A 17,217-nucleotide genomic window follows, 5' to 3' on the forward strand; every position below is an offset into this window, starting at 1 on the left:
TGCTTTTGTTAAGCTGCTTTTGCTAAACAGGGGGATGACCGAATTCAAGGATGGTTTTTGTGAAAAACAGTCTTTGTGAAAGATACTCTTTGTGAAAAATCTCAAGGCGCTGGTGTTCTATCAGCGCCTTTTTTTCAGGGCATGCCCCTGGTGGCCCTAGGGCTGATTTTATTGGGCCATTCAGGGTCTAGACTGCATGAATAACAATGGGCCTGGTGGATATTGGGTTGGGGTCAAGCCTATGACGTATTGTCTCGGGGTGTTAGTCAAAGAGGGTCTGGTGTTGGCGGCTGATTCGCGCACCAATGCCGGGGTTGACTATATCTCTTCTTATCGCAAAATGTTTGACTTATCTCGGCCTGGGGACCGGGTGATTTTACTCTGCACCTCTGGGAATCTATCGGTGACTCAAGCCGTTGTGCATAACCTAACGGAAGATATTAAGCGCGATCGCCCGGACAATCTATATGCCTTGCCCACGTTGTATGATATGGCGCGACACATTGGCGAGCACATTCGTCGGATGCAAGAGACCGATCGCCCCTGGTTGGAGAAGGATCGGGTTGATTTTCAATGTAGTTTCTTGCTAGCGGGACAAGTGCAGGGGGAGCCCCCAGGGCTGTATTTAATCTACAGCCAGGGCAACTGCATTCAGGCCACCCCAGAGACTCCTTTTTTGCAAATTGGTGAAACAAAGTATGGCAAGCCCATTTTGGATCGCACCCTAACGTTCGATTCACCGCTGGATGCGGTTGCCAAATGTGCCTTGCTGTCCATTGACTCCACCATGCGCTCGAACCTGTCGGTGGGTCCACCGGTACATATGGCCATGTACAAGGCCGATACCTTTGCCGTTCGCCATCGGGCTCAGTTTCAGGCGGGTGATCCCTACTTAATTAAGATGCGCAAGCATTGGGAGGTGGCGTTACGGGAGGCCTCCAGCAATATGCCTGACATCTCCTGGAACCAGGACGATATTGCACCTACGTTGGGCATTCCGGAACTGGAAGCCTTGTAGGCTGTGGGTGGTCATCGTGGATTAACTGTTTGGCGGTGGTTTGGTACAGCCGAATCTGGGGATGTGTGGTTAAATCTGAGGTCTGCACGGCGATCGCAGCGATGTACGCTGGGCTAGGCTGCCATTGGTAAATGTGCCAGCCCTGATCGTGCAGTGGGCCAGGGGTAATGGGGGCTGGTTGAGGGGCGATCGCTCCAGGGGGAATCGCTAGCTCGACAGAGGTCATAGATGCGGTCAGTCCTAACCCTAGGGCCTTCAGGTAGGCTTCTTTGCCAGTCCAGTATTGTAAAAATCGGAGATTCGCCTGAGTTGGTTCGAGCCCTTGCACCGTAGCGGTTTCAGCAGGGGTCAAACAGCGTTGACACAGACTCGGTAGCTGTGACAAAAGTCGCACCAACTCGATATCAACCCCGATGGCTCTCCCCTGGCAGAGGGCAATGACGACCCAGTCACCAGAGTGGGACAAGTTGAACTCTAGGGAACGCGACGGCGAGTCGTGCCGGTGCTGGACCGTAGGGTGTGTAAGCTTAAGGGCAGGTTTCCCCTGGGGACCGTAGGTGAAATCGAATGCTTTGGGTGGCTGTTGCAGGTATCCCCCTAAAATGTGGCGCAACGCCCCTCGACTGACAAGAAACGCTTGGCGACCAGCGGGTCGACTGAGCCGTTGCAGTTTGCCGCGCTCTGAGGCGGATAAACAGGTCGCTAAAGCCTCAAGATCAGCACTAGAGTCCTCCGTCAACGGAATCATCCACACATGGACAACATCGCCCAAGTCCGGAATTGGGCTTACAGAGGTGTCGGTAGAGCCGAACTGAGTCATATCCCAAATTTAGGCCATTTGGGGTCAAAAGGACAGCCATGCCACTTAGCTTTCATCAGGGGAGGACAAGTGGCTTAGTCGGCACCAAATACCGGCTAGATCGCGACTGAAAATTGCTGTCAATGCGTTTAGCGTGTTCCAGCTAACTAAAACTTATCCGAAATCTTGCCGCGACCGGGCCCAACTGACCGAGTTCGCGTCCTGGACATGGCTGTTCTTTTCGTTGGGATACGCTGAGGGGGTTGCTGACTCGGATTGAGTATGGATCGATCGCAGCTATCTATCAATATTGTCAAGCCGAGTGGGCATGCTTGAATCACCGTCAGCCGTCAGCACAGCATGGGCTGAACAGCATGGGCTGGGGCGAGGGGACACTCGCTGGCCGCAAAGGCATTAGGCGGCCCTAATGCCTTTGATCCTGTAAGTACTGTGATGGGATTGTTCATGGGTATGCCTCCTCAGATGCAAGCGTACAATCACTCGACGCCATCAGATGTCCATCAACCTCAGACCAGGATATGCATTTTAGGCGGTGGCTTTGGCGGCCTCTACTGCGCTCTGGCCTTGCATCGATATCTAAAGCGTTGGCCTCAGCCCGTTCAGGTCACCCTGGTGGAGCCCCGCGATCGCTTTACATTTACCCCCCTGCTCTATGAGCTGCTCACCGATGAGCTCAAACCCTGGGAAATTGCCCCCTCCTACCAGCAGCTACTGGGGCACACCTCGATTCAACAGCGGCAAGCTACGGTGAACACAATTGATCTGCCTAACCGCCTGGTCAAACTCCACCAGGGAGACTCCCTTCCCTATGACTACTTAGTGGTGGCGATGGGAAGTCAGATGCGCCCTCCAGCAGCCGTTGGCCACCAGGGCCAGGCCCTCCCCTTTTCCACCCTGGCAGATGTATGGCGGCTAGAGCAGCAGCTGGCCGATTTAGACCGGGCTGCCGCCACAGGGCTGGTCCAGGTGGTGGTGGCTGGGGCGGGGCCGAGCGGCGTGGAACTGGCCTGCAAATTAGCGGATCGCCTGGGGGCCAAAGGACAGGTCACCATCTTAGACCGGCGGGGGAAAATTCTACGGGCCTATCCAGAACCCCTACGCCAGGCTGCGGCCAAAGCCCTGAAGCAACGGGGGGTTACTGTGTATTTAGGGGCTGCCATTCAGACTGTAGATGCCGCCACTGTCACCTATCAGTACCAGGGCCAAACCTGTCAGCAACCTGCCGATCTGGTGGTGTGGACCGTGGGGACCGTGCCTCGCTCCTGGCCTGGGCTCGATCCCCTAAAGCCATCCCCCCTGGGGCAGTGCTTAGTCCGTCCCACCCTACAGATCCCCCAGGATGACCGCGTGTTTGTGCTGGGGGATATGGCCGAAATGCCAATCATAACCCGCGATCGCCGACCAGGGTCAAGCGCCCCCATGACGGCCCAATCCGCCTACCAGGCCGCTCCTGTGGTGGCCCATAATATTTGGGCATTGGCGGCGCAGCGGCCACTGCGATCCTTTGGGTATGTCCACCTGGGAGATATGCTCACCCTAGGGCGAAACAATGCCGTGGTGTGTGGCTTTGGCCTATGTATTACCGGCAGACTGGGCGCTGTTTCCCGTCGCTGGGCCTACTGGCTGCGGTTACCTACCGCCCATCACCGTTGGCGGGTGCTGCGCCATTGGCTTAGTTCAATTTTTATAACGTCTTAGGGGGTCCCCGATAGGGTTGTCCCTGACCGGTGCATCCTAACCGATGGGGATGACTATACCTTGGCCATTTCCGCTGCTGTTAGCCCTAGTATTGCTATGAATGACTTCTTTAAAGGTTTTGAGCAACTGTTGGAACTGGCCAAGACCCTGGAAGAAAAAGCCGAAAACGGCGAGTTGAAAACAAACGTCCAGATTAACGCCCGCGGGCTCAGCAGTATTCCCCGCCAGGGAAACATTCCTGATATGGGGGTCAGCAAAATGGGCCGTAATTCCGGTGCCCCTTCCCCCGACGATGATGTCATCATCACCCCACCCCCCACCTCCCCTACCTCCCCATCTAGTCCTCCACCCGCCCCCACCATCCAAGACGTCGGTGGCCTTTCTGACACCCTCCAGGAGTTGCGCGAGCTGGTGGAAATTCCCCTCAAACGTCCAGATGTGCTAGCCAAGCTGGGGTTAGAGCCCACCCGGGGGGTATTGCTCGTGGGGCCGCCCGGGACCGGCAAAACCCTGACAGCCCGCTCCCTGGCAGAGGATCTAGGGGTAAACTACATCGCCATTGTTGGCCCTGAGGTGATGGGTAAATATTACGGGGAGGCCGAAGCGCGCCTGCGAGCCATTTTCGACAAGGCTAAAAAGGCGGCTCCCTGTCTGGTGTTCATTGATGAAATCGATAGTCTCGCCCCCGATCGCAGCAAAGTGGAAGGGGAAGTGGAGAAACGCCTAGTCGCTACTTTGCTGGGATTGATGGATGGTTTTGCCCAAACGAATGGGGTGATTGTGCTAGCGGCCACCAACCGTCCCGACCATTTGGACCCAGCCCTGCGGCGACCAGGGCGATTTGACCGAGAAGTGGCCTTTCGGGTACCGGATCGCCAGGGACGGTTAGAGATTTTGCAGATTCAAACCCGGGAGATGCCTCTGGATGAGGTGAATCTGGAAGGGATTGCTGACCTGGCGGTGGGGCTGGTGGGCGCTGACCTCAAAGCTCTGTGCCAAAAGGCAGCCTATCTGGCCCTGCGGCGGCAGGTGCCCTCCCTCACGGGCCCCATGCCGGACGAGATGACCCTGGTCCAAGCCGACTTTTTACAGGCGATTAAAGCAATCAAACCCTCGGTCCTGCGATCGGTGGAAGTGGAGTCTCCGGCGATCGCCTGGGAGGATATTGGCGGCTTAGAGGCGATCAAGCAAACCCTGCAGGAGTCCGTGGAAGGGGCGCTGTTATATCCTGAACTGTATGCCCAAACGGGGGCCAAGGCGCCACGGGGGTTGCTGTTGTGGGGGCCACCTGGTACTGGCAAAACCCTATTGGCGAAGGCGGTAGCCGCCCAAGCCCGAGCCAACTTTATCGCGGTCAATGGCCCAGAGTTGCTCAGCCGTTGGGTGGGGGCGGCAGAACAAGCGGTGCGCGAACTATTTGCTAAAGCCCGTCAAGCCGCTCCCTGTGTCATCTTCATTGATGAAATTGACACGCTGGTGCCCGCCCGGGGGCAGTTTCAAGGCGACTCAGGAGTCAGCGATCGGGTGGTGGGGCAACTGTTGACAGAGCTAGATGGGTTGCAGAGCTGTCCTAACGTGCTGCTGATTGGCGCCACCAATCGTCCCAGCGCCCTGGACCCAGCTATCCTGCGCTCAGGCCGACTGGACCTACAGTTGGAAGTGGGGCTACCCAATGCCGATAGCCGCAGGGCAATTTTGCAGGTCCACAACAGCGATCGCCCCTTGCAGGGTATAGACCTGAACAATTGGGCCAGTCGCACCGAAGGCTGGAATGGGGCTGACCTGGCCCTGTTAAGCAACCAGGCCGCCCTAGAGGCGATTCGTGAATACCGGGCCCAAGGGTTAGATGATCCCAGTCAACTTCAAATAAGCGCTAACCATTGGGAACAGGCCTATCTTGCTCTTATGCGTCAACGGCAATCAGCCCTCGGTGGGCCAGCAACCTAAGATTGGCTGATAGATATCTGACCGAATCTGATTGAGGGTTTCAGGGGCCGGGTAGTAGGTCTCAGGACCAGTTGACCAACGTATGCCGGAGATTACTAGCGTGCCAGGCTGGTGTTCAGTCAAAACAATTAATGACGGGAGATGGGACTTAGGGTTCACGGTTTAAGGCAAGCCGTAGACCGTGAACCGTAGACCTTGCACCGCAGACCCTGTTAACCCGTTACTTCTGGCTTGACAGCCTACTAGTAATCTGCGCAATTTGCGCAGTCTCCTAATCTGCCGAAGGTTTGGGCTTAACGTTTTCTGCGGCAAAAATTCCCTTCGGAATAATGCCGTGGACCCCCCAATTACCATCAACCACTTGGGTAATGGCAAAGTCTGCCCCTACGGTCATCAGGGAAAAAGCCTCGTCTTCGCTCATGGTCATGCCGTTCATTAGAAAGTCGCGCATTTTAGCCGAGCTATCTTTCAGCGCTGGGTCCAAAGACGACAATTCATAGATTCTGGATTGGGCCTCATCTCCCAGGGCCTCCAGATAGTTAGGGTAGGTAAAGCCATGGACAATCCAAGCTTCGGCGGTTTCCAGCAAAGGATAGTTCACCCCTTCAAGAATAGTGCCAGCTAAGTCTGCTTGCTTGTGCAAGACAAATTGAAAGATGCCATCCATAGAGGTTTCAATGGCGGTGCCATCCAGTTCTCCATCCCCTTGGGAGGCATGGGCATCTCCGGCAGAAAACAGAGCCCCAGGGACGGCCACCGGGTAATACATGGTGGTGCCAATACCAATGTTGCGGTTATCAATATTGCCACCAAAGTAGCTGGGAGGAATAGAATCCACGATGTCGGCTTCACTGGGGGCAACTCCCATCGAACCCATGTGTAGCCGTAGGGGAATTTTCACCCCGTCTAAGGTTTCGTCAATCTGGGTGACCGTAGCCGGATCGACAATAATGCCAGGGTAGTCGATGGTTTCGTGCAGGGTGCCATCGGGGGTGGTTTGGGGAGTCCACTGGTAGCGATAAACCGCTTCAGCCCAATTTTCTGCTCCGGTGGCATCCATTTCGTAGATGGTGATCACTTCCCGGGGCTTGGGGTCTTCTTTCAAGTTGTCGTACTGGAACCCCCACCAAGCAGCGGCATTAGAGCCAAAGGCTTTGCCTGCATACAGCGGGTTGCCACTGGGCCGAGGCTTCAAATCAATCACCCGGACCTCTAAGAGATCGCCAGGTTCGGCCCCACACACATAGACAGGCCCGGTCAGAATATGAACCCCAGGACCGCGATCGCTTACAGTCTTTTCATCAGCCGTCCAATGATAAATACTTTCAATGGCAGGATCGCCAGCAGCCATGCGCTCGTAGTCATCTCCAGCATGGTGGGTAATCGTTTCTAGGGTGACGTAGTCCTGGGAGTTGACCGTCACTAGCGGGTCCAGGTTTTTGCTGTAAAAGCCCCAATGTACTGTTTCAGGACTGGCTACCAGCTTGTAATGGTGAGGGCTACTGGTGGGGCTGGTGCAACTTGTGGGTAGGGTCGATTCGATCGGTGGCAATGCCCCCTCAACCGCAGCAAGACTTGCAGGCCAGACCCCAATCAACCAGCTTAGGACCAAGGTTACCCCAAATAATAACCCCCAGGGCTTAAACCAACGCCCTTTGCGATATTCAGTCATGGTTACTGTCCTTAAGCGAATAAACGACCAATGCGCTTCAATTCTTCCTTAAGGACAATAAGCCGTCTGTATATAAAACAACTTGCTATAACAACTTGCCTGCGTTCAAGGCATCGGTACAGTAGGTTCTTTGCTGTGCCCAGGTCTTCAAGTCTGGGGCTATCGTCAGCCTAAGGTTGTGGTATCTGACCCGGCGGCAGCGAGATTCCCCTTAGAGGCCCGCAGCTGTCCACAGGCCGCGTTTTCCTCTAAGCCACGGGAATAGCGGACGCTGACGGCAATGTGGCGAGATTCTAAAGCCGCTACAAAACTACTGATGCTGGCTTCACTGGGTCGCTGATAGTCGGCCTCATCGATCGGGTTGTAGGGAATCAAGTTGACATGGCTCTGGAAGCCGCGCAAATGCTGGGCCAGTTCAGCCGCATGACGGGGTTGATCGTTCAGCCCCGCCAGCAAAATATACTCAAAGCTGACCCGTCGCCCGGTCAATTTGACATAATCGCGGCATTCATCCAGCAGGGTTTCCAGCGGATAGGCTTTGGCGCTAGGAATCAACTGGAGCCGTTGGGCTTGGTTAGAGGCGTGCAAACTCACCGCCAGGGTGACCTGCAGCTGCTCGTCCGCCAGTTTGCGAATCCGCCCCGGTAGGCCCACGGTCGATAGGGTGATGGCCCGCTGACTAATGCCCACATCCTGATTGAGGCAGCGAATCGCCGCCACCACAGAGTCAGTATTCAGCAGCGGTTCCCCCATACCCATAAACACAATATGACTAACCCGTTGGCCAAAGTCAGCCTGCACCGTCAACACTTGATCGACAATTTCGTGACAATACAGGTTGCGCAAAAAGCCGCCCTTACCCGTGGCGCAAAAGTCGCAGGCCATGGGGCAACCCACCTGCGATGAAACACACACCGTCAGCCGGTTTGCAGAGGGGATACCCACAGTTTCAATAATTTGGCCATCCCCCAGGCGCAGCAGGTATTTGACCGTACCGTCCCTGGCCACAGCCCGGTGATGTAGGGTAGAGCGACCAATGACCACCTGCGACATCGCTTGTCGCCAGGCTTTGGGGAAGACGGTGATATCTTGCAGCGATCGCGCCCCCTTTTTGTACAGCCAGTTGTGCAGTTGTTTGCCTCGATAGGCCGGTTGCCCATGGGCCTGTACCCATTCTGTCAAGGCCTCTAGGGATAACCCCAGCAGGTAAGTTTCAGAGGCTACTTCCCCCGCCTCGGCACCAGGAGCATCGGCAGGCATGATCGGGGACAGGGAGGTAGTAGCCATGGCGAAGGTCGAAATACAGGGTCTTCTATGGTAACGGGGTTAACCCAGTCTAACCATATCGGCCGATTAAGATAGCTGATGGTTGATATTCAGGGCCGGTTGCGGCTAGGGAAATCCTTAGTTTTAGTTGTCGGGTCTAGGGGAGGGGCAGTATCTTCCATCAGACGCACTAGGCCATCGGTTAGCAACTCAGGGTTCATAAACACCACCTTTGAATTCTCGCTAGCACCCAGTTTTTGGTTGGCTTCAACATAGCTTTGAGCCAACAGATATTTCAGAATTTCAGCGGTATTATTGGCTCCAACCCCTTGGGCCGCATCTTGGGTGCCCTGCTGCAACGCTTTCGACAACATTTGGATGGACTCCACCGTAGCCTCAGCCCGTTCAATGGTAGCCTTCCGATCCCCCTGGGCTTCTAGCACAGCCGCTCGGCTTTTCAACTGTGCTGCCTGTTCCTTCTGCATTGAACGTCTCACCTCTTCCGGCGGAATGATTTCCTGCACCTCCACCCGCGTCACCTTAACCCCCCAGGGTTCAGTGGCTTCGTCCAATTGAGACAACAACTTCTGGTTCAACTCATCCCGCGACGAAAACGTTTCTTCAAACTCCATTCTGCCGATTGCCGATCGCAGGGTGGTGGTCACTAGCTCTTTGATCGCCTCTTCCACATCTTCAATGGCGTAGTAGGTCAACTCCAACTCTAAAATACGCCAGTACACCACGGCATCCACATCCAAGGACACATTATTCTTAGTGATTGCTCCTTGTTTGGGCACATCTAACAATTGCTCCCGCACCGTGTCCTTCAGCACGATGGAGTCAAACACGGGCACAATAAAGTTAAGTCCAGGTTTGAGTTTGCGATGGTACCGGCCCAAACGCTCCACGAGTGCTTCGTTGCCCTGGTTAATAATTCGCACCGAACCAAAGGTATAGCCAGTGATGATTAAGGCCAGAATACCGATAATTGTTGAAGTAGGCACAGCAATAGTCTCGCAGTAGGTAACAATCAGCTGATCATATAGTTCAAGTTTACTCAGTTCTTTTTGCAGTGGGCTATGGAGCCAGCAAATTACTCTAACTCCATATCTCTAACAGGCCACCTGCTGTAGCAACGTCATCGGGCCAATGGCCTTAAGTAAGGCTAACTGTTCTGGGTTTTTGACTAACAGGGATCCAGCAAACCCTAATGAATTAACAGGAATAGACTGATAATGGTCTTGACGTCGACCTATGATCATCATCCAATCCCAGGTGACCAGCAGATTATAGGGAAATGGCTGCGAGCTTTGAGCCCAATGGCTGCCGGGGCAGTCTAAAAGTGTTTGATAGGCCGTGTGGAGGATTTTTCCAGCGGTAACCTTCTGACTTAGCCAGCCGCTCGGTAGCTTGATAATACTATGGCCAAAGGGAAAATTAGGGTTATGGCCCAGGGTTGCCTCAGCTAGCGCTAATTGATCAATGGCCTGGGCCACTGGCAGCGGACTGCCGTCCGGGCATAGGGGTAGAGGAACTAACTGCAGATGCTTATGACGCTGGCTGGCCCCAGCCAATCGTCCGCCATTGTAAAAGGCCAACCCATCCATCTCAGCCATGGCGATCGCTAACGCCTGAAAATCTGCCAGGGTAAGCCAGGTATCTTGGTCTTCAAACGTACGAGTGACAATCAAAATGTGGTGATCCACCACATTGTACTTATTCAGCAAACACAGGTGGGTGGGCGTCAAATCCGCCACGAATAGGTCAGGATCGTAGGGTAGAAAAGGGTTAAAGGATTGCCCTGAAGGCTGTTGACTAACTTGGCGTTGGGCCGCCTTTTCCTTACGAGCCAGATTGGCGAGTATCCGCACCAAGAAGCGCATTCCCCCCTGTTCAATAAATTCGTACTGGGTTTCAATGGGCTGAAGGGCGCCACATGCCAGAGCATAGCTAGTTTGCTGACGAACCTGGTCCCACAGGGAACGAGACACCTGCTGGGCTGCGGGAAACTTCACCATAACTAACTTAGACAGAGGTCAAATTACTTACCCGACTCTAGCAAACCGCTGGCAATTCCCACAAACTTGGGCTCCCGTGTAGGGGGGGGCATTTTGCTTGTGCAGGCGAGACGTCTCACTAGTACTGGCCGATAGGAATATGCCCATCTTTGTTGAGGGTGTCAGGGGTTCCAGGTGGCAGGTGACATGTCTCAGAAGTAACCCACCTATTTCAGTTAGTGAAAACCTTGCGTGGAGCGGGATTTCCTTTCCGCCTGCGGCCTTCTTACTTCTACCTTTTTATATTAGGGATTTATATTAGGGAGTTTCAAGATTAATACATAATTACTGTATAGTCAAAAAGCATGACTAAAAATAATCACTACATACAACAACACCCAACCTCTAGTCCAGAAAACTTCCTACCCTTGGTTAAGACTATTTGGAGGCAAACACACCAATATAAACAACCTAGTTAGGCGATAAATTGATGGCTTGAACGACTCCCCTAATCTACTTTAGGAAGTATTGAACGGAGAATTGGGTGTTGGTGGTTAAACGAGACAGATGAGCTATTAACAGCGCTTTCACTCCTTCTTGTGTGTGGACAATTGGCTGTTTGATCTGCCAGGGGAGCCTTATCAGCTCCATATTCAATATACCGACTTTTAGCGTCAATCCAAACAGATGAAACGATAGTTAACACGGCAGGAAAGCTGTGCCCGAAGCCGCTTCATCCCCCCAGGTGACTAGCTTGGTGGGCTTGCTTCATCAGCTGGACCTGGGAACTGAGCTCTGGTGCCTTGAGTCCAGGGCGGCGCTGAACATAGGACCCATCAGCCTGCATGTCCCAAGCCTGGCGATTGTCCTGAAGGGAAAGATCCAAGATCGTTTTCAACTCAACCTGGATCGCTGGATCCTCAATAGGGACAACCACTTCTACCCGACGATCCAGGTTGCGGGGCATCCAATCGGCACTGCCTAGCAAGTAGACCTCATCCCCCCCATGGTGGAAATAAAAGATGCGGGAATGCTCTAAAAATTGACCAATAATGCTAACCACCTGAATATTGTCACTCACACCAGGCAATCCTGGGCGCAGACAGCAAATGCCACGAATAATTAAATCAATGGACACCCCAGCTTGGGAGGCTTGGTAAAGGCGGGCAATCAAATCAGGGTCAACTAAGGAATTCATTTTGGCGATAATGCGCCCCTGGGCTCCTTTTTGGTGCTGACTAATTTCCTGCTGGATTAAATCCTCCAGTTGCTGGCGTAGGGTTAAAGGGGCAACCAACAACTTGCGGTAATGGTACTGCCGAGAATACCCGGTCAAATAGTTAAACAGGTCGGATAGATCAGCGCCAATGTCTGGACGGGCACTCAGCAGACCGAGATCGGTGTATAGTCGAGCAGTTTTGGGGTTGTAGTTGCCCGTACCAATGTGAAAGTAGCGGCGAATTTGGTCATCCTCTCGGCGAACTACTAGGGCAATTTTCGTGTGGGTCTTCAGCCCCATCAGGCCATACACCACATGTACCCCAGATTTCTCCAGCTTGCGAGCCCAGTTAATGTTGTTTTCTTCGTCAAATCGAGCCTTCAACTCCACCAGCACCGAGACTTGCTTGCCATTTTCTGCTGCGGAAATTAAAGAACTGACAATCGGAGAATCCCCCGAGGTGCGATACAGGGTCATTTTTATCGCTAGCACCTGGGGGTCATGGGCCGCCTGAGTTATAAATCGCTGTACTGTGGTGGCAAACGAATGATAGGGATGGTGTAGGAGCTGATCCTGCTGGCGCAGTAGGGCAAACAGGTCGTCGGCAGGTTCCAGGGTCATATCAGCATCTTCCACCTGCGGCGGGCTCAAAAGCTCAAAAGTGGCAGGGGTAGTGGGCGCCCAGGTAGGGGCTTTTAAGTGGGGGAGGGGCAGCCCCATAAAGGTCATCAAGTCACTTAGACCCATCAGCCCGTCAATATCGTAAACGTCTGCTTCTGCCAGATCCATTTCTTGGATCAGCATGGTCCGCACGGGGGGTGGGGTTGACTGCTGAATTTCCAGGCGGACAGCCGATCCCCCGAGGCGACGTTTCCGTAGTTCCTGCTCGATCGCTAACATCAAATCATCGGCTTCGTCCTCTTCCACTGCCAGGTCAGCATTACGGGTAATCCGAAACACATAATGGGCCTGAATGTCCATCCCCGGGAAGAGGGCTGACAGATTGTGGGCAATCACCTGTTCTAGGGGTACCCCTAACCAACAACAGATACCCAAATCATCCGTTGATGGCCACAGGCTTTCAGGCAGGGGTACAAATCGAGGAAGGACCTTGGGCACTTTGACCCGGGCAAAGTGAGTTTGATGCGTTCGGGGATCATCAACGACGACAGCCAAATTGAGGCTGAGGTTAGAAATGTAAGGAAAGGGATGCCCTGGGTCGACCGCCAGGGGGGTCAACACCGGGAAAATTTGCTCTTCGAAGTACTCTTGCAAATAGGTTTGCTGGGTTTCTGTTAAGGCGTCATAGTTCAACAGGTGAATACCCTGCTCAGCCATCGCGGGGCGCAAGGTTTGCTCAAAGGCTTGGTGTTGCTGAGTGACCATCGGACCTAATCGCTGGCTGATCACCTCCAGTTGGGCGGCAGGGGTGAGGCCATCGGGGGAGGTGCGGCTAACGCCAGCGGCAATCTGCTGCTTCAGCGCCGCCACCCGCACCATGAAGTATTCGTCTAGATTGGCACTGAAGATGGCCAAAAATTTCAGGGCTTCTAGCAACGGCGTACGACTGTCTAGGGCTTCGTGCAGGACCCGACGGTTGAACTCTAGCCAGCTGAGTTCTCGACTGACGTAGTATTGAGGGCTGATCGCAGGTTGCGTCTCGTACGGTTGGGGCTGTGCCATGGTCATGGCCCTATTTTTCTCCTACTCCAAAGGCCTGTTTCTCTTGCCCGCTCCACCACTCACCCAAATCCATCAGGGGTTGGGGCAGGTGGCCCCACTCGGGGTCATAGGCCTCAGGTGACTGGGTAGAGCGCTGTTCATTCAACCAGTGCAGCCGCCACGGCATCAATAGCCAAGGTTGCGACAGGCCGTCGGTGGATTCTATGTACTGCGCCCAGTCTTGACTGTCCATGGGTAGTCTGGTGTGCGGCACTGCCATTAACAAAGGCTGGCCAATCGCCGACCTGGCCAGTTGCGTAACTTAACGTTAAGTTAATCATCCTACCCTGCCTGAGCTGGCAGGGAAACCCTAGACAGCAGAAAAAACGCCCTATCTATTTGGATAGGGCGCCTTAACCTAACAAATTCACCATTGCCGCTAAGGTGGCAAACCTAAGCCACAGCGTACTCGGTTCGGACTAACGCCGTTGCTTAAAGGAGGTCAACCACTCTCGCAGTTGCTCGCCAGCGACATCGCGCCCCCCTAGGCCAAAGGAAATGGCAATGGCCACCGCGATCGCCCCGAGCAGCAAACCAAAGGCTAGATTCACAATGTCGGGGGCAACCCCCATCTGTTGTAGGGCCATAGCACCCACAAAAATAACGATGGCAATGCGGGCCGCCTGGGCTAGGACCTTAGCTTGGCCCGTGCCCATAGTGTTGACCAGCCGATAGGCCAAATTGGCCAAATAAAGGCCCACTGCAAACACGACAACGCCACTCAGCACTCTGGCACCGACCTGGAGCACAGCCCGAACAATATCAGTTAAGCCAGGGAAGTTAAGAATCTCGGTGGCGGTTATCGCCCCAAACAAGACAATGGCTACCAGGGCAATGATACCCACTAATTCAGATGGACTGCGTCCTGGCGATTGCACTGTGGGCACGGGGCGACCTTCGGCATCTACCCCTGGCTGTACTGTGGGCTCAGTCCCAACATTCAGTTCGGGTAGGCCCAAGATCGACATAATGTTGTCAAAGCCAGCCCCGCGCAGCAGGCTCGTGACTAGATCCGCCACAAACTGGCCGACAAAGTAAGCGGCGGCGATTACCACCCCAGCCATAATGATTTGGGGAATAGCTGTCAGCACCTGCTCCAGCATCAAAATGGCTGGCACCGAAATAGCGTCGATATCTAGTTCGTTTAGAGCGGCAATCACGGCTGGGATCAACACCAGCACATAGGCTAAAGTACCCGCTAAACCAGATAGGGTTGTGCCCTCAGCGGTGGTCGCCTTCAGCCCCATGCGGGTGCCCACTTGGTCTGCACCAGTGGCCATCAATAGGTTAGTGACGACGCCGCGCACAATCCGGGCAATGATCCAGCCCAGGGCTAGGACAATACCAGCAGTAATAATCCGAGGAATGGCCTGCAAGAAGGAATTAATCAGGCCTTCCACCGGGGCCAGTAGCCCCGGAATTTGCAGCGCACTGAGAATTAGCGGAATAAACAGCAGCAAAATGAACCAATACAGCACATTGCCGATGGTTTCATTCAGCACAATCGGGGGACCGCCTGATTCCATCTGGGCTTGCTGGGCCAAACGCTCATCCAGGTTAAAGCGGGACAGACCATTGATGACGAGCGATCGCACCAGGGTAGCGGTCACCCAAGCTACCCCGAGCAAGACAACAGCCCCACCAATGCGGGGCAGGTACAAGAAGATCTGATCGAGAAAATTGTTTAGCGGTGCCGACACCCCAGCCAAATTCAAGGCATTGAGGGACGCCACAATGGCAAATAGGAAGATCACCCAGTAGACAATGGTGGCCACCCATTTTTCAACGGCAATGCCCTGGTCTGCCGGTTGTCCGGTCACCCAACTGGCAATGCGGTTGTCAAAGTTGGTCCGCTTGAGTAGATTTTTGACGGCCAGGGCTACTAGGGTGGCGACAATCCACCCCAGCAACAGCAGCACGATGGCCCAAACCAGGCTGGGTAAAAACTGCCCTAGCTGCCCTGATACTTCATCGGCAAAACGGTTGACAGAGGCCGCAGGGCCTGGTGACTCAGTGGTCGTCGTTTGAGCTAGGAAGAGGTAGGTAGAAAACATGATCACAGGTTGTCTTGAACGAAGATCGGGATATCCATATCCAGTGCAAGGTTATGTTGGTCGGACACATCCGTTAGCAAGGGGGCAGCTGATCGCAGACCAACGTCCCGCTTAACCGGTTGGGTCCCAATATAAATAAAACTGTGTTCTGATGAAAAAGATTACCGTCAGAAGGGTCGCGATTGGTTCTATGATCAGCGTTTCTAGCGCTCACGCTCTGGAGGCCCAGGTAGCCTGAATAGTTGCCCTAGAAGTTGAGGGATGACAAATTCTGTGAAAATTTGCCCCTACTGACCAAAGAAGCGAAATTTCTGCTTTTCTTCTCCACTAGAGACACTACATGCCGCCAATCTTCTCAGGAGTTGGATGATATGTCTACCCACCGAAGGTTTGAACAGACGATTTTGATTGCCGCTAGCGCCACCACGGTAGAACGCTGCATCACCGATCAAGATCTAATGCACCAGTGGCTCAATCCGGCGCTGCGCTGTGAGCCAATTGGTACCTGGGGAACCGCACTGGGCGATCGCAGTCGGTTTATTATTCAAATCCCCCTGTGGCGACCCACCTTGATCAGTACTGTGGTTGAACGACAACCTGGTCTGGTTGTTTGGGAATTTGAGGGGTTCTTTCAGGGACGCGATCGCTGGGAATGTCAACCGGTTGACCAGGGCACTCATCTGCTCAACCGGTTTGAGTTTAAAGTGCCAAATCCATTGGTACAGGCTGGGTTTGACTGGTTTGCCGCAAATTGGACCCAGCGGGATATGCTGGCCCAACTCCAGCGGTTAAAAGCGGTAGCTGAGTCTCTGTAGGGGCAGTCAACTCGTCGTGCTGGTTAGCGAGCTATGGCTGCTGTCGGGGAGAGAACACTATCGCGATCGCGTTACCGATCTAGCCATGACAGATCAGCGCTGAACAAAATTCTCCCGACAGATGATCATCTGTCGGGAGAATCAACAAAAAATAATTTTCTTTTGCTAATTTCTGTTAACTAGATGTGGTTTGAGTCGCCAACATTTGCTTGAGTTTCTCTAGTTCATCAGCCCAACGAGGATCGGGCTGGGCCGCAGCACTACTGGAAGAAGAGGTTGACGCTTTGCGGTTATTGGACTTAGACCGCTTACTCCCCCCCTCAGACCGAGCTTCAGGGGCGTCATCTCCCTTGGTCCGAGGCAGGGCCTTTTCAACCTTTAGGGGCATGTCCTGCAACACTTGTCCGTTGAGTGCTGACACGATTTCATCGGCTTTTTCGTCAGTTTTGACAGTTACAAATCCGAATCCTCGACATTTACCGGTTTTCTTATCAGAAATCAGCTTCACAGACACTAAATCTTCAGTGTAATCAGAAAACACTGTCTCGAAATCTTGCCGTTCTAGATCTCGAGAAAGATTGCCAACGTAAAGACGGATGGACATGTTAGATACCTCTGGTATTTAAAGCAACTAGGTGCATCAATAAAAAAGTACTTATAAGCGCTAAGGCATTGGAGTTGGGCTGTAACAAGCAGCCTAACCAATCACCAAGTCTAAAAACCCATGGCCCCAAAACTCATATAGCCAGATTAATTCGGTATCGCTAAAGGTATTCACCAGAGCCCTGAGTGGCTCAGCAATAGCGAACCAATAATTAAGGTAACACGGGATATGGAGCAGAACCACCATTCAAACGGATTAGTCACCAAAGAATTCATGTTCAGGCAATAAAAAACCAGCCTAACAAGGCTGGTCCATTTGCTGTGTTGAGAGTAGGAGAACCTGATACCCAATAGAACCCGTATCGATGACGAAGATCGGGTAGGCC

Annotated in this window: 13 protein-coding genes; 4 read left to right on the forward strand and 9 right to left on the reverse strand. The window is 53.5% G+C overall.

Annotated features, from left to right (window positions below):
* Window positions 1-241: 241 nt before the first annotated feature.
* A complete protein-coding gene (locus tag E1H13_RS02445; protein WP_169611794.1) occupies window positions 242-1,018 on the forward strand; it encodes a proteasome-type protease in 777 nt (258 codons plus the stop codon).
* Here E1H13_RS02445 and E1H13_RS02450 read toward each other — a convergent pair.
* The gene (locus E1H13_RS02450; protein WP_169611795.1) at window positions 984-1,838 is read right to left on the reverse strand and encodes a 4'-phosphopantetheinyl transferase superfamily protein; all 855 of its coding nucleotides are present in this window, start codon (window positions 1,836-1,838) and stop codon (window positions 984-986) included. The genes E1H13_RS02445 and E1H13_RS02450 overlap by 35 nt on opposite strands.
* A 444-nt stretch (window positions 1,839-2,282) precedes the next feature.
* Between E1H13_RS02450 and E1H13_RS02455 the strand changes: the two genes are divergently transcribed.
* Together E1H13_RS02455 and E1H13_RS02460 are read left to right on the forward strand one after the other, a co-directional pair.
* The gene (locus E1H13_RS02455) at window positions 2,283-3,536 is read left to right on the forward strand and encodes an NAD(P)/FAD-dependent oxidoreductase (protein WP_169611796.1); all 1,254 of its coding nucleotides are present in this window, start codon (window positions 2,283-2,285) and stop codon (window positions 3,534-3,536) included.
* Window positions 3,537-3,632: 96 nt separating this feature from the next.
* Window positions 3,633-5,483: an AAA family ATPase gene (locus E1H13_RS02460; RefSeq protein ID WP_169611797.1), complete on the forward strand. Its 1,851-nt coding sequence runs from the start codon at window positions 3,633-3,635 to the stop codon at window positions 5,481-5,483.
* A gap of 271 nt (window positions 5,484-5,754) precedes the next feature.
* Here E1H13_RS02460 and E1H13_RS02465 read toward each other — a convergent pair whose 3' ends face one another.
* The 7 genes from E1H13_RS02465 to E1H13_RS02495 all read right to left on the reverse strand — a co-directional run bounded on the left by E1H13_RS02465 (window position 5,755) and on the right by E1H13_RS02495 (window position 15,413).
* The gene (locus tag E1H13_RS02465; RefSeq protein ID WP_169611798.1) at window positions 5,755-7,155 is read right to left on the reverse strand and encodes an acetamidase/formamidase family protein; all 1,401 of its coding nucleotides are present in this window, start codon (window positions 7,153-7,155) and stop codon (window positions 5,755-5,757) included.
* A 165-nt stretch (window positions 7,156-7,320) separates the two neighbouring features.
* Window positions 7,321-8,415, reverse strand: a complete 1,095-nt coding sequence (gene rlmN / locus E1H13_RS02470) for a 23S rRNA (adenine(2503)-C(2))-methyltransferase RlmN (RefSeq protein WP_206069941.1) — start codon at window positions 8,413-8,415, stop codon at window positions 7,321-7,323.
* Window positions 8,416-8,531: 116 nt separating this feature from the next.
* Window positions 8,532-9,425 (reverse strand): SPFH domain-containing protein, encoded by an 894-nt coding sequence (locus tag E1H13_RS02475; protein ID WP_169611800.1) that lies wholly within the window; start codon window positions 9,423-9,425, stop codon window positions 8,532-8,534.
* A gap of 108 nt (window positions 9,426-9,533) precedes the next feature.
* Window positions 9,534-10,439 (reverse strand): DUF4922 domain-containing protein, encoded by a 906-nt coding sequence (locus E1H13_RS02480; protein ID WP_169611801.1) that lies wholly within the window; start codon window positions 10,437-10,439, stop codon window positions 9,534-9,536.
* A gap of 712 nt (window positions 10,440-11,151) precedes the next feature.
* Window positions 11,152-13,320, reverse strand: a complete 2,169-nt coding sequence (gene ppk1, locus E1H13_RS02485) for a polyphosphate kinase 1 (RefSeq protein WP_206069915.1) — start codon at window positions 13,318-13,320, stop codon at window positions 11,152-11,154.
* Window positions 13,321-13,330: 10 nt separating this feature from the next.
* Window positions 13,331-13,552 (reverse strand): hypothetical protein, encoded by a 222-nt coding sequence (locus tag E1H13_RS02490; protein WP_169611803.1) that lies wholly within the window; start codon window positions 13,550-13,552, stop codon window positions 13,331-13,333.
* 226 nt (window positions 13,553-13,778) lie between these two features.
* Window positions 13,779-15,413, reverse strand: a complete 1,635-nt coding sequence (locus E1H13_RS02495; RefSeq protein ID WP_169611804.1) for a mechanosensitive ion channel — start codon at window positions 15,411-15,413, stop codon at window positions 13,779-13,781.
* Between the two features lie 371 nt (window positions 15,414-15,784).
* Between E1H13_RS02495 and E1H13_RS02500 the strand changes: the two genes are divergently transcribed.
* On the forward strand, window positions 15,785-16,228 hold the full coding sequence (locus tag E1H13_RS02500) for an SRPBCC family protein (protein ID WP_169611805.1): 444 nt from the start codon (window positions 15,785-15,787) through the stop codon (window positions 16,226-16,228).
* A gap of 175 nt (window positions 16,229-16,403) precedes the next feature.
* Here the strand turns inward: E1H13_RS02500 and E1H13_RS02505 are convergent, their stop codons facing one another.
* Window positions 16,404-16,832: an RNA-binding protein gene (locus tag E1H13_RS02505; protein ID WP_169611806.1), complete on the reverse strand. Its 429-nt coding sequence runs from the start codon at window positions 16,830-16,832 to the stop codon at window positions 16,404-16,406.
* Between the last annotated feature and the right edge of the window lie 385 nt (window positions 16,833-17,217).

Source organism: Nodosilinea sp. P-1105 (genome assembly GCF_012911975.1).
In the GTDB taxonomy this organism is placed as follows: Bacteria; Cyanobacteriota; Cyanobacteriia; order Phormidesmidales; family Phormidesmidaceae; genus Nodosilinea.

Bases quoted from the DNA above. Each gene is read 5' to 3' on its own strand.
- E1H13_RS02455 (WP_169611796.1), top strand. From the start codon at position 2,283: ATGGGTATGCCTCCTCAGATGCAAGCGTACAATCACTCGACGCCATCA.
- rlmN (WP_206069941.1), bottom strand. From the start codon at position 8,415: ATGCCTGCCGATGCTCCTGGTGCCGAGGCGGGGGAAGTAGCCTCTGAA.
- E1H13_RS02460 (WP_169611797.1), top strand. From the start codon at position 3,633: ATGAATGACTTCTTTAAAGGTTTTGAGCAACTGTTGGAACTGGCCAAG.
- E1H13_RS02490 (WP_169611803.1), bottom strand. From the start codon at position 13,552: ATGGACAGTCAAGACTGGGCGCAGTACATAGAATCCACCGACGGCCTG.
- ppk1 (WP_206069915.1), bottom strand. From the start codon at position 13,320: ATGGCACAGCCCCAACCGTACGAGACGCAACCTGCGATCAGCCCTCAA.
- E1H13_RS02480 (WP_169611801.1), bottom strand. From the start codon at position 10,439: ATGGTGAAGTTTCCCGCAGCCCAGCAGGTGTCTCGTTCCCTGTGGGAC.
- E1H13_RS02495 (WP_169611804.1), bottom strand. From the start codon at position 15,413: ATGTTTTCTACCTACCTCTTCCTAGCTCAAACGACGACCACTGAGTCA.
- E1H13_RS02505 (WP_169611806.1), bottom strand. From the start codon at position 16,832: ATGTCCATCCGTCTTTACGTTGGCAATCTTTCTCGAGATCTAGAACGG.
- E1H13_RS02465 (WP_169611798.1), bottom strand. From the start codon at position 7,155: ATGACTGAATATCGCAAAGGGCGTTGGTTTAAGCCCTGGGGGTTATTA.
- E1H13_RS02500 (WP_169611805.1), top strand. From the start codon at position 15,785: ATGTCTACCCACCGAAGGTTTGAACAGACGATTTTGATTGCCGCTAGC.
- E1H13_RS02450 (WP_169611795.1), bottom strand. From the start codon at position 1,838: ATGACTCAGTTCGGCTCTACCGACACCTCTGTAAGCCCAATTCCGGAC.
- E1H13_RS02445 (WP_169611794.1), top strand. From the start codon at position 242: ATGACGTATTGTCTCGGGGTGTTAGTCAAAGAGGGTCTGGTGTTGGCG.